This window comes from Terriglobus sp. YAF25, assembly GCF_052113305.1.
In the GTDB taxonomy this organism is placed as follows: domain Bacteria; phylum Acidobacteriota; class Terriglobia; order Terriglobales; family Acidobacteriaceae; genus Terriglobus.
Genome location: NZ_JBFRCY010000109.1, coordinates 1 through 13,069 on the forward strand (window position 1 = coordinate 1; position 13,069 = coordinate 13,069).

Genomic DNA, 13,069 nt, shown 5'->3' on the forward strand with positions numbered 1-13,069 from the left:
ATGCGACATCGTGGTCTGGAGGTCAACATACGCCTGCAAAACACGCGGACTCATGGAGAGCAACCGAAGTCCGTTTGAAAGAAATCCCAAACGCTGTTCCATCTCGTCGAGAATTTCCCGGGTTTCGGCGGGAGCTTGATCCCGCGTGGGAAGTTCGATTCGTGCCATGGCTCGGAATTTTCCTGTGAGATCAATGGATCGGGTTAAGAGCTCACCGTATGTACAGGCGGGCCGATGAGATGCTGGGCTTAGGCAATCTCGAGTCCTTACGGGCGAGGGCAGATGATCGTCTTCCCTTTGCGTCGGTCAGTCCGATTGAACACAGCGACGGCTTCGTCCAGGGTCGAGACACTGCCGATGTTCGTCCGCAGCCGTCCGTCGCGCACGCGCCTGACGATCCCACTTAGTTGGGAGCGATCGGATTCGACAACAAAATCCACTGCCAGGCCAATAGCAGGCCGTTCCTCTGCCGGACCGGTGATGCTCACAAACGTTCCTCCGGCGCGAATCACGCCCACTGACCGCTTCGCGATTTCGCCGCCAATGACATCGAACACCAGGTCAACTTCACCGATATCTTCCAGGGCGTCACTGTCGAGGTCGACGAACTCCTGCGCTCCGAACTCGATGGCCGTCTGACGGCCGGCCGCGCGCCCGGTGCCGATGACATATGCGCCCGCATCACGCGCGAGCTGCGTCGCCATCGAACCGACTACGCCGGCCGCACCATGTACGAGGACGCGCTGTCCCGCCTGAAGACGGCCGTGTTCGAAGAGCCCCTGCCACGCGGTCAAGCCCGGCATCACGAGGGCTGCGCCCACCGTGAAGTCAACGTCACCCGGAAGCGGCGCGAGGTTGCGTGCCTCAACCGCCACATACTCCGCCAGCGTACCGTCGCGATACCAGTCTGTGAGACCGAACACTCGCTGTCCAATCGACAGCCCCGTCGTGCCATAGCCGATAGCAGTGACCACTCCCGCCAGTTCGTGTCCCGGAATTGAGGGCGTCCGGTCACGGCCGACACGATCGGTCCAGGTAGAGGGCCACGACAGCTCATCCCCGGTAAATCCCGACGCATAAACCTGAACAACGACGTCGTTGATCGCCGCCTGCGGCTCGGGACGCTCTACGAGCTTTACCCCAGCCATTCCCGCTGCCTGATCTGTAGCTACAATCGCTTTCATCGGTTACCTCCCCATGTCGAGTTCTTGCCTGTCCGGTAGTCGTGCCATGTTTGTTCATAGGAACTGCCCCTTGGTAAATCGAAGTTGGAGCTTTTTCCTGTAGGTGTAGTGCAGGGCTTTTGCATCTATGGGCGTTTTCCTCAATGAAAACGCCGCTGAACACTCCTCCCGGGATACCCAGCAACAGGAAAGATGCTCTAGTTTGGCTGATACTCGCCTGGGATCGCGCGGAAACCTATCGCAAGCCGATTCCAACCGTTGATCGTAATGATCGCCAATGAGAGATTGACCAGTTCTTCTTCACCAAATTCCTTCCGGACTTCGGCATAGACCTCATCCGGCGCGTGGCCTTCCATGATAAGCGTCAATGCTTCGGTCCATGCGAGAGCCGCGCGTTCGCGGTTGGTGAAGAAGGTCGTTTCTCGCCACGCAGACAAGACATAGAGACGCTGCTCGGTCTCACCATTCACACGCGCATCTTTGGAATACATATCAATGGAGAAGGAACACCCATTGATTTGCGACGCTCCCATCCTGACCAGTCCCAGGAGAGATCCTTCAAGCTTCGATGACTTACTTACGAAGCTTTCTAATCCGAGCATCGCATGGTAAGCAGGGGGTGAAACCTTCACCGGCTCCAATCTCATCTTCAAGGTGTATTCTCCTCCCATAGTCAGGCTATATTGGAATGGAATAGCCGGAAGGTCCATAATCGGCGGGGATGACTAGTCCATAGTCAAGGTGTCTGAACAGTGCCGAAGAGAGAGACATTTCAAGACCTGGTCTTAGAACCAAGGCAGGACGGCCAGGAGATGTGGCGCTGGCTCTATACCGAGCTGCGTTCCGCAATTATTGATGGCAGACTGAAATCTGGAGCACGGTTGCCGTCTACGAGAAATCTGGCAGAACAATACAGCTTTGCCCGAGGTACAGTCGTGGCRGCATTCCAGCAACTTCAGGCTGAGGGATACATTTCGTCGGAAGTGAGTGCTGGCACCTTTGTCCTACCGGCGCCAGGGTGGGAGATGACCTCTCCGGTGAAACAAAAACCGTCCCGGCAGGCAATCTCCAGAGCGACCATAGCAAAGCGCACGCAGAGTCTTCTTAAGACCACATCTCTCAAGCCTGCTTCGCATTCCATCGGTAAGGCGTTTCGGAGCTACGAACCGGCGATCGATCTGTTTCCAGTCGAACAGTGGGCGCGGATCGCGGCGCGCGTTTATCGCAAAGCACCGCGTTCTTTGTACGGGCAAGGTGACGCAGGTGGTTATCACGACGCCGAATATCGTTATTCCGGGAAGCCGATTGCGTCACTGCACAATCTCGATCGATCTGGGTCGGTCATTTATGTTGGAACCTTTACCAAGATGCTCTTCAACGCTCTTCGCATTGGGTTCATCGTTGTGCCGGAACGGTTAGTTGAAGCGTTTAGAGTCGCACGAAGCTTCATGGATCGCCATGCGCCGACGTTAGATCAGGCCGTGCTGACGGAATTCATCAACGAAGGCCACTTCKGCCGCCACGTTAGAAGGATGAGGCAGGTCTACTCGGAGCGTTCGCAGCTGCTTGCGGAAGAAGCGAATCGGCGTCTTTCTGGCCTGCTCGATGTGGAACACGCGCAATCGGGGATGTGTACCGTGGCCTGGATCAAGACGCGTATCACCGAAATGGCATTGAAACGACGGGCAGAACAACTCGGATTGGAAGTGAGTCCAATCTCCTCATTTGTCAACCGGTACGAGCAGAAGCCCGCGTTGTTTCTGGGCTTCGCAGGGTGTAATGCAAATGAGATAAAAAGGGGCGTTTCGGTTTTAGAAGCGATTCTCTCTCGATGAGTCCGTACCGGCGGATGCTCCCCATGTTCACCATAGAGGAAGATCGTATTTTCGTGATCGATGGCTTGAGCGCTCACCGAAGCAGCCGAAATTGGCCGAGAATTGCCGTGCACACCGCGAGTTAGCCACGCTCGTGGCGAGGGGGCCAAACATGGTGGATTGGTTGAATGGCTGCTGCGTGTACAGCTTCTGTCAGGCCTATTGCAGGTCGACTCTAATCTCCACGAAGTGCAACCATTGGGTCAACTGCGGCAGCGCGACGCGCGGGAATCCATGCTGCCATCACGGCAACGATCCCCATCAGCGCCGGTACGGTGCAGAACGTGACCGGATCAAGAGCGTTTACTTCAAATAGAAAACTCTGCAAAAGGCGGCTCATTGCAAACGTGCCGAGGAGTCCGACAAGGCAGCCTCCCCCGGCCAGAAGCAGGCCCTGTCGCACGACCGCCATCTCAACCTGCCAACGCTGCGCTCCGAGTGCGAGGCGCAGGCCGATCTCGCGCGTGCGCCAGCTCACGACGTAGGAGATGAGACTGTAGACGCCGATCGCCCCGATAACGACCGCAAGGCTGCCGAAACCGAGCAGCAGGAAGGCGAGGGCACGAGGCGCGGCGACCGAGCCCGCAACCACTTCATCGAGCGACCGAACCCGCGTGACCGGAACCTGAGAGTCGATGCTCGCCACGACCCGTCGCAAATCCGATGCGGTTGCGGCGGGCGGTGTATGTGTGCGTAGCAAAAGGTACATGTCTGGTTGCACGCGTCCTGGCGTCATTGGCAAGTACACTTCGTCGTTGAAGCCGCCGGCGAGACCGCCTTCGAGCGTGTTGCGCACGACGCCGACGATCACCGACGCCTTAGTGGCATCCCAAACGGCTGGGGCGGGCGAGTCGTTTACGTCGAGCAGATGTTTGCCTATGGGATCCTGGTCGGGCCAGAGCCGCTGGGCCATTTGTTCGTTCACGACGGCTCCATGGCTGGCGCCGGAGGCGTCTTCCGCATTCAACAGACGGCCGCGTACGAGGTGTAGCCCCAGAACGTCGAAGTAACCGGGTGAAACCACTCGACCACTCGCCAGGAGCGCACCCTGCCGAGGGTCGCGCGGATGGTTCTCCGCATCATACACATAGTTGTTGTCGAGACCGCTCAGGGGTAGCGCATTGACCATACCCACATTTTCAACACCGGCAATGCCCCGCGCATTTTCGAGCAGGGTCTGGAAGAAGGAGCCGCATCGGCCTTTGTCCTTGCAAGCTCCTGCGTCCAGGGCGATCTCAGCGGTCACCGTTCCACTTGTGCGGAAGCCGGGGTCGACCCGCGAAAGCTGGTAGAGGCTGTGGAGCATGAGTGCGGCGGAGGCAATAACCACAACCGAGAGGCCGATCTGTGCAATCACAAGCGCCACCGACACGGCAAAGGTGGCCACCCGACTGGCGATGCCGCGGCCCCCGACTCGCAATGTCGAGAGCAAATTCATGGATGCCATCTTGATGGATGGGATCAGCCCGAAGAGTATTCCGGTCAAGATGGAAGCTCCAAGAGTAAAGAGGATGTCGCTTGTGTGCAGCGAAACATCTTCAATGCGCGGGGTGTCGGCGGGAAGCAACCGTACAAAGATGCGTAGGCTCGCAAGAGCTGCGGCGAGTCCCACAAAACCAGCTGTCACACCGAGCACTACGCTCTCTGAAAGTAACTGCTGGATGAGTCGGCGCCCCGATGCGCCGAGGGCGCTTCGAATCGCAATTTCGCGCTCCCGCGCAGTCGCGCGTGCCAGCGTTAGATTGGCTACATTCGCGCAAGCGATCAGAAGGATGAGGCCGGCTGCGCCAAACAGCAACAGAAGACGCGGACGCATTTGCCCGGTTTGGGCCTCAAGAAGCGATAACACTGTCATGTCCGAGGCCCACACGTCCGGCATGCGCCAGGGAAAGGTGGGCAACAGGAGACCGTGCAGTCTGCGTAGCTCAGCCTGCGCCTGCGCAGGGGTTATACCGTCGGCTAATCGGCCAAACGCTTGCAGATCGAAGTCGGTCCATGGATCGGTTGGGGCATCGCGGCGGAACGACACCGGGATGACGAACTGTGTGTCTGCATAAGGAAAGTGAACACCCGCCGGCATCACGCCGATGATGCGCCGCGAAACACCTTCAATACGGATCGTGCGCCCCAGCGCATCGGGTGCACCGCCAAAATGCTGGCGCCAGAAGCCATAGCTCAGGATCACGTCGTTATCCTGGCCAGCGATGGCGTCTTCGGCGCTGAAGAAGTTGCCCCGCGCCGGGTGAATCCCCAATGTGTCGAGTGCATTCGTGGTGATCTTAGCGCCAAAGACCCGCTCGGGTAATCCCGAAACCGACACATTGTATTCAGCGTCAGCGCCGAAGCCGGCGATGGAAGTAAACGCCTTGGAGTTGGAGCCCAGTGCGCGAATCCATCCTTTCGGATACATCGGAGATGTGGTGCCTGAAATTCGCATCAGGCGGTTCTGTTGCGCATAAGGAAGCGGCCGCAGCAGAATCGAATCCATCAGCGTGTAGATCACAGTATTCGCGCCGATTCCGAGCGCTAGCGTAGCTACAGCGACAAGAGAAAAAGCAGGATTCTTAATGAGGCCCCGAATACCATACCGGATATCCTGCGCGAGCCTCTCCAGCGAAACTCCTATGCGGACGTCGCGAACACTCTGCTTGACCTGATCGATTCCTCCCATCTCACTGCGGGCATCACGGTAAGCCTCTTCAGGCGTCATGCCTTCCTGTAGCTTCTGGGCTGACACCAGTTCGACATAGGCCCGGATCTCCTCGTCGAGTTCACGGTCAAGTTGTCTTTTACGGAAGATATTGTTCCAAAGAGCAAGCAGTCGACTTATCACAGAGCCTCCTTATGTGGTGCGCAAGGCAGTTGCCATAGCGAGGGATATCCGTTCCCACCGCTCCGACTCGGTCTGAAGCTGTTTCTTGCCGGCCTTCGTTAACGAATAGAACKTCGCGCGCCGATTGGTTTCCGATTCCCCCCAAAAGGAAGTGAGCCAACCCGCCTGCTCCATGCGATGTAAGGCAGGAAACAAAGAGCCTGCTTTGACATCGAAAGCTCCGTTCGTAATCTGTGAAATTCGGCGCGATATCCCCATGCCGTGCAATTGCTGGAGCGCAAGGGCCTTCAGGATCAAGAGATCGAGTGTTCCTTGCAGGAGATCGGTTTGAGGGGTGGCGGGCATTGAGTCTCCTATTGACTGCCTATAAGACAATAACGCTGCTCTTATAGACAGTCAATAGGAGAAGCCGACATCTCCTAGAATCTATGAAAATCAGTAGGCTAGCTCTCCCCTGCAGCCACCGGACTAGACTTGACTTCCTATATACGATCGAAGACACGCGGGAAACGAGGTACCAGCGAGATTGTTTTCGAGACCTAAGAAGCGATCTCCTCCCTGAACTGAACTGGCTGATCATCAAACTGCGATATCATGTTCCAACTAAAACATTCGCTTAGTCAGGCGAAGCAGGCGTCGCGATGTCGGCACTCGGTTAGGGAGTTTTGAGTGGCACAAAAGAAGGGCGTGGGAAAGTCCCCGAGGCAGACGCCGACAATTCGTGAAGTTGCAAGAGTAGCCGGGGTTGGCGTAATGACAGTCTCACGCGTCATCAATGACCATCCAGCAGTGAAGCCAAAAACAAAGAAGAAAGTCCTCACCGCGATCCAGCAACTGGGATATGAACGGAACGAGGCGGCCGGCCTACTCAAGGGGCAAAGAGCAATGATGATCGGGTTGATTGTGCCCGATCTATCAGACATCTTCTTCGCACATTGTGCGAACACGATTGAAAAGCTCGCGCGAGAAAGCGGTTATCTGACTTTGATCGTTTCATCTGGGCACGATGTCGAGTTGGAGACCCAGCAGGCTGAACTAATGGCCCGGCGAAAGCTATCAGGCTTGCTTTTAGTCACTTCTGGAACCCTGGATGCCAACCGCATGAAGCGTGTCATCGAGGGGGGGCTTCCAATCGTAGCCTTCGACCGACCGCTAGAAGGACTTGGAACGGATGCTGTGCTGATTGAGAACCGGGCCGGGGCCGAAGACGCAGTGGAGCATTTGATCTCTCATGGCCACAAACGGATTGCCTGCGTTGGTTTCGACAGCGAAGCCTATCCGGTTGCGGAACGCATGAAGGGCTACCGAAGCGCAATGTCGGCGCACGGGCTTCGCCCGAACCTCTCCATGAAGGTCGACTGTTTAGAAGCAGCCATGAACTGGGTTGATAGCGTCCGTCTAAAACAAGACGCTCCCACGGCGGTGTTCGCTACCAATTACCGAACCACAGTCCATCTTCTACGAGCTTTTTCGGAGCGAAAAGTAAAGATCCCCTCCGAAGTCGCAATCATAGGATTCGATGATTTCGAACTGGCACCCCTGATCGCGCCGCCAGTTACCACGGTCGGACAGTCTGCGGTGGATCTGGCACGGCGAGCCTTTCGGCTTCTGCTGGATCGGATTGAGACTTCCGGGAGCGACGTTAGCCGTTCACCGGAGAAGATACTCTTGCCGGCTACCCTTATTGTGCGCGAATCTTGCGGAGTTCATCCGCGCTCCAAGAAGACYGCCGAGCCGGTATAACCGCCTTTTTCTGACCACGGTGCGATCGTTTGGGAACGACTCGACTTGCTCTCGCGAAGCTTGCGTTGCCCGATATCCTGTCATCGGCAAAAAGCATCCGATCCATTGCTGTTGTCATGGTGAGCAAGACCGTGTCCCTCTGCCAGCTTCGTTGGTTCATTTCGGCTCCTATTCTGGTGTTCGAAAGGAGTCTCAGAGAGATAGGGTGTCCCGTCAATGTTCGGAACAGTTTAGTCGCCGGCGTTAAGCCGCGATCCTTTATTATCAACCACTTAAAAGTGGCGAATTGAACGTTACGCGCACGTTATGACGCGTTAAACGAGCCGTGGAGTCGAATAGAAATGCGTCGGTGGACATCGTTAGCGGCCCAACCAATAGGGTCGGTCGCCGTTTCCGCCCTTCCCAATAGTTCCCCGCCAGGCTCGCCGAGAGTCATGGATTCGGCGGCGCCGAATCTCACGGCCGTGTTACAGTCGTCAAATTCGCTGCTTCTTCTGTTGTTATGAAAGTGATGTCTTCCACATGATCGCCAACAAAGATTTCGGCCATATCTCCGGTCTTGAAGTACCCTGGCTTGCCAGCCATGTGATCTGAGATCACATTCCCTCCGACGCGGAGATTTTCGAACTTAATGCGGCGGACCATATGGCTCTCGTCATACCCATTGATGATCGAAAGCCCAGGACGCGTCTCTGGATAGCTAAGGTCTTTTATATATACGTCTTCAACAGCCCGGCCCGGCGATTTCGCGTACTTTCGGTTGAACGTGACGCGCACGTTCAAGAGCTGTCCGTTCTCGATATTCTCGACCCTCATCCCATCCACGAATACGTGACGGATCAGGTTTCCATCGGAAGCGTTCAGAGCGAGGCAACCCTGGTAGTCGATCTGCGGCTCATTTTGCTGAAGGATATCGATGTTCCGGAACGTCAGATGCTCAATGAGTTCCGGACTGTCCGAATTGCCATGTGTCCCGACCAGAATAGGGTGCGCGACGTCCGGCCACAGCGTGGAATTAGAGACAGTAATGTCATCGGTATCACCGTAGTAGTTCCACCGGTGACCGTAGATAGCAATTGAGTCATCGGAGTTGCGCATGAAGACGCCGTCTACAAGAACGTGCTTGCTTGTGAAGATGTCGATGCCATCTCCCCGGCCTTTGCTGCTGAAGGACTTCACATTGCGAACAGTCACATCCGATGAATTGCCGATCAGTACCGAATAATGATCCGGATTCATGACCGTTACACCTTCCACAAGCACATGCTTCGAGTCGTCAATACGGATACCATCCTTAGCGTGCCAAAAAATCCCTTTACCAAAAATGTGAACGTTGCTGACGCGGTCACAGACGACGCTTGTCACCACAACTGCCCCTGGCGCGAGATAAAGACTTTCGCCACTCTGGAGGCGCAGGACATCACCCGGGCGGTGCAAACCGGGGCCGAAGTAGTGCACGCCGTCGGTCGTCTTTGCCGGCACCGAGGTATCGGGTGAACCGGCGAACAGATGCAGATTGTGGTGTGTGTCTCCGTTCAACTCAATGGATAAATTCGCCGGACGATCCAATTCAAACTCAATCCGTCTTCTCCACACCGAAGGCTTTATGCCGAGAGAAGCAGGCCGCACCCGTACGATGTGAACCTCGTACGCCACATCAATGGAAACGCGGACTTTCCCCGCAAACTCAAATGCTGCCATTGCCGCCCTAGCGGGGGAGCGCATATCAACTTCTGGCTCATAGCAGTCGACTTGGCGCCATGGTTTTTTCGAAGCCTCGACATGGATAACGTAGTTCTTGTTTTGAGGCATACCGGCAGGCACCGCTGCGGTCAGGACCTCTCCAGGAGAAGGTATGCAGAGAAATATAAAACAGAGAATGATGAACAGAGGGCGATATCCCACCAAAATCTCCGGGCAAGCGATGAGGTTTTGAGGTCGGCGGCAGGCTTGGCTGCCGCCGAGATGCTACTAGAAGTTGATCCTTCCGGTAATTTGAAGGATTCGATTGCTGATGTTCCCACCCGCTGCTGTGCCCATCTGATAGGTACCGAAGTTCGCATCTCCGGCAGTGGTGTTATAGCCCGAGGAGAACTGGGTGACGTGGTTGGCAGCATTGAACGCGTCCAGGCGAAGTTGTGCCGCGATACGTTCGTAGATATGGAAGTTCTTGCTGATGTTTGCGTCAATGTTGACGAACTGTTGCAGCCTGATTCCGGTATAGACGGTGTTGGGGACGACACCATAAGTACCAATGGAAATGAAGTTCGCGCCCGTGCATCCAGCCGTAACGGAGTATGCCTGCAGCGTGACAACACCCGTATTGGGGTCACGGGYTCCGACACAAGGCTTGAATGCCTGCACATAGGAATTGCTGTTCGCCTGAGTGTGGTATGGATTCGGTTGACCGGGGAAGAAGCGCTGCCTTGGCAGGATGTAGCCGCCGTTCGCCGTAGAGTCGATCTCGTATCCAGTGATGTTAAAAGGCAGACCAGACTGATAGGTCATAATGCTACTGACCTGCCATCCACCTATGATGTAGTCCAAATATTGGTTCAGGTTCGGAAAAATCCCGTGCCCACGCTCGATCGGAAGCTGATAAACCCGGTGCCATTGCTCGCGCCGTTCGTACAATTGGTGCCCACGCCACCGCGCTTCGGATCGCAGGCGGCTTGCGCGGCGGCACCAATATGGTTCAGATCGTCAGAGTACGTTAGCCCATAGGTGCGGTTTCCCGCGTAAGAAATTTCCAGCGTGTCCCACTTGGTCAACTGCTGTTGGACGCCAAATGCCGACATCAGAACCAGAGGCGGACGGTAATTCGGATTGATGAAAGAGAGCCCTTGTCCCGCGTTGGTTGTCAGGCAGGCACTTGCATCGCCGCCACAATTGCCGACGGAGGTTTGGAACGTAGGGAACGGATTGGAAAGGTTGTGCAGCGGTGTAGCGCCGCCGTCAAACGAGCCCACGTAGTTCGTTGTTGTCGCGAAGCCAGTCTGCGGGGCCGCATACTGGTTCCCGGAACCGGTCTGCTGATAGTACACACCGATGCCACCACGAACCACCAGGTTGCGATGCGCGGTGTAAGCGAACGCAGCCCGGGGACCAAACTGCGAGAGCGCGGCCTCAAACGGTGCCGGCGGACGTCCGTTTACGCCAGCAAATGTGATCCCACCAAGGAGCGTCGAGATAGGCAATCCGGAGAAATTGACTTGACTGCTGATCGGGTTGGTAGAGGTGGTATCGAATGCGGATATGGTGCGATTGTGACGATCAACAGGGGCGCCGAGGCTCTCCCAACGCAAGCCCAGGTTCAAGGTGAGATTCGGCCGAATCTTCCAGTCATCCTGCACGAACCCAGCGTAGTAATGCGAGGAAAAATAGTTGTCGGGCTGAGAGCCCGCGCTACCTGAATCCAACGTTCCCGTCAGGAGTGATGCGAGGGCGTTGCCGCTATAACCCGCCGCGGTTGAAATATTGGTCGCACCTCCAGTCACAACTGTGTCCCACTGCTGTGTCCAAGCCTTCCCGACAGTGAATGTAAGACCGCTACCCGCCGCATTAGACGACCGCTGGCTGTATTGGATGGGACGAAGATCCGCGCCAAAGTGGATGGAATGGTTACCGCGCACCAGGTTCACAACATCTGTAAATTGAAGTTCGTTGTCACCGCGATTGAGACCAGCGATTGAACCCAGCGCGTTATATCCGGTCAAGTTCACGAGCGGGAAACGGTTGAAATAGTTTGGATTAGCGGCGGAGATGCTGGCCGGAAGTCCAAGACTGGTCGGGTTGAAGCCATTCCCTGGTCCTGTACTGTCAGTCTGATTGGTCACAAGAATAGAAACTTTGACGTTGTTGACGAGATGAGGACTAAAGGTGTGGGTCCAGGCCACAGTGCCCGACGGGTTCTTATAGCGGCTGAGATAGTGGGCAATGCTTGCGGCGTAGTTCAGTCCGGGATGAGCAGCATTTACATCATTGCGAGGGAATGCGCCATTCGCCGTATTGTTGTCCGTCCAGAGCTTGAGCGTGACGTTGGCAGTATCTTTGTCACCGATGTTCTGGTCGACCTTGATCAGATACAGGCGCTGAAGAGCAGTACCAGGAGTCGTGCCAAGATAGTTGTTAGAGAAATTGTTAGCTGTGGTCGGCGTAGGAGAAATATTAGGCGCTGGAAACCAGGAAAGAATCGCCTGGCCTACCGGGTTCAGGCGGCCTGCAGAAATGACATTCGCACGCCCGGTAAGGACTGGGTTCCCCTGCGGCCCTGGAGCGCCTCCAGGCCCATATCCAAACTGGTAGCGGCACGTATGAGGCTTCCCGTTCGAATAAGTGCCATTATCGGTGTTGTTCGCCGTGCACGATGCCTCGGACGTGGGGTCATAGATGGGCTGGTTATAGGTGGCACCATTTGCGGTCAGCAACGAACTGAAATCACCATTGATCATGGCAGGTAGAGGAACAGAAGCAGCCGCATTCCCAACTCCCCTGAGGTAAAACCTCTCATACGAAATGGTGAAGAAGGTCTTCTTCTCCGGTCCCCAAAGCTTAGGAATGATGACGGGACCATCGACCTCAAAGCCGTACTGATCTTGTGACGAGGCAGGCTTGTTGTACTGCGCGATCGGATTCCCCGCGGCCGTCGCCTGCTGAATGAAAGCGCCATTTGTCGAGGTATTGGCGTTCATGAAGACCCGTTGAAGGATTTCGTAGACTGTGCCATGGAGCTTTTGCGTGCCTGACTTGAGGGTCATATCGATTGACCCGCCAGGAGCCCGGCCAGAAGCAGCGTCAAACGCATTTGTTGTAATTTTGAATTCTTGAACAGTTGCGGTAGGCGGCGGGAAGGCATAGTTTTGGCCGCCTGTGAGACTGTAGTTGGTGACTCCATCGATATTGAACTCGACAGAAGCGCCATGGATCGCCAAAGACTGCGCGCTCTGATTGTCGTAACGCTGTCCCGTCGTGGTGGATGTCACGCCGGCGCTAAGGGTGGCGAGATTGAACGTGTTGCCGGTATTGACCGGAAGTTCGGCAATGCGCTTTGCTTCAATCAGGTCACCACGGTCGGCTTTGTCATAGTCCAGGACCTGAGCCGAGGAATCAACATTGATGGTTTCTGTGACTGCGCCTGGCTGCAGGCGGAAGCTCACATCAAGAATTTGATTGGTGGTGAGCGTTAGGTTGGTCTGTTGCGATACTTGGAATCCAACTGCATTTACGCGGACCTCATACCTGCCTACGGGAAGAAACGGCACCGAATATTCGCCGGCTCCTGTCGTCTCCGTCTGCTTGTCAACACCGGTGTCCAGATTGCGCACTATGACCTGTACATGAGGAACTACCGCACCCGATGAATCAACGACCCTACCGCGCATGCCGGAGGACGATTGTCCGAACGTAACCGCGGTGGCCGCCAGCAATACCACCGC

At 55.8% G+C, this 13,069-nt stretch carries 9 protein-coding genes; 2 read left to right on the forward strand and 7 right to left on the reverse strand.

What is annotated here, in order from left to right; all coding sequences use genetic code 11:
* Positions 1-266: 266 nt before the first annotated feature.
* Positions 267-1,184 carry an NADP-dependent oxidoreductase gene (locus AB4043_RS06325; protein ID WP_442298957.1) on the reverse strand — a complete coding sequence of 306 codons (918 nt, stop codon included), beginning with the start codon at positions 1,182-1,184 and terminating at the stop codon, positions 267-269.
* A gap of 197 nt (positions 1,185-1,381) precedes the next feature.
* Complete coding sequence (locus tag AB4043_RS06330; protein WP_442299334.1) at positions 1,382-1,831, reverse strand: carboxymuconolactone decarboxylase family protein; 450 nt, start codon at positions 1,829-1,831, stop codon at positions 1,382-1,384.
* Positions 1,832-1,936: 105 nt separating this feature from the next.
* On the opposite strand from AB4043_RS06330, the gene AB4043_RS06335 reads away from it, so the two are divergent.
* Complete coding sequence (locus AB4043_RS06335) at positions 1,937-3,019, forward strand: aminotransferase-like domain-containing protein (RefSeq protein WP_442306689.1); 1,083 nt, start codon at positions 1,937-1,939, stop codon at positions 3,017-3,019.
* Between the two features lie 214 nt (positions 3,020-3,233).
* Here AB4043_RS06335 and AB4043_RS06340 read toward each other — a convergent pair whose 3' ends face one another.
* Together AB4043_RS06340 and AB4043_RS06345 are read right to left on the reverse strand one after the other, a co-directional pair.
* Positions 3,234-5,891: an ADOP family duplicated permease gene (locus tag AB4043_RS06340; protein WP_442298955.1), complete on the reverse strand. Its 2,658-nt coding sequence runs from the start codon at positions 5,889-5,891 to the stop codon at positions 3,234-3,236.
* A gap of 9 nt (positions 5,892-5,900) precedes the next feature.
* The gene (locus AB4043_RS06345; protein ID WP_442306690.1) at positions 5,901-6,236 is read right to left on the reverse strand and encodes a PadR family transcriptional regulator; all 336 of its coding nucleotides are present in this window, start codon (positions 6,234-6,236) and stop codon (positions 5,901-5,903) included.
* 324 nt (positions 6,237-6,560) lie between these two features.
* Between AB4043_RS06345 and AB4043_RS06350 the strand changes: the two genes are divergently transcribed.
* The gene (locus AB4043_RS06350; RefSeq protein ID WP_442298953.1) at positions 6,561-7,634 is read left to right on the forward strand and encodes a LacI family DNA-binding transcriptional regulator; all 1,074 of its coding nucleotides are present in this window, start codon (positions 6,561-6,563) and stop codon (positions 7,632-7,634) included.
* A gap of 456 nt (positions 7,635-8,090) precedes the next feature.
* Here the strand turns inward: AB4043_RS06350 and AB4043_RS06355 are convergent, their stop codons facing one another.
* The 3 genes from AB4043_RS06355 to AB4043_RS06365 form a co-directional block, all read right to left on the reverse strand.
* Entirely contained in the window at positions 8,091-9,539 is a 1,449-nt protein-coding gene (locus AB4043_RS06355; protein WP_442306691.1) for a glycosyl hydrolase family 28 protein, read from the reverse strand.
* Positions 9,540-9,605: 66 nt separating this feature from the next.
* Complete coding sequence (locus tag AB4043_RS06360; RefSeq protein WP_442306692.1) at positions 9,606-10,268, reverse strand: hypothetical protein; 663 nt, start codon at positions 10,266-10,268, stop codon at positions 9,606-9,608.
* Positions 10,190-13,069, reverse strand: a 2,880-nt coding sequence (locus AB4043_RS06365; protein WP_442306693.1) for a TonB-dependent receptor, incomplete at its 5' end; no start/stop codon positions are given. The genes AB4043_RS06360 and AB4043_RS06365, both read right to left, overlap by 79 nt.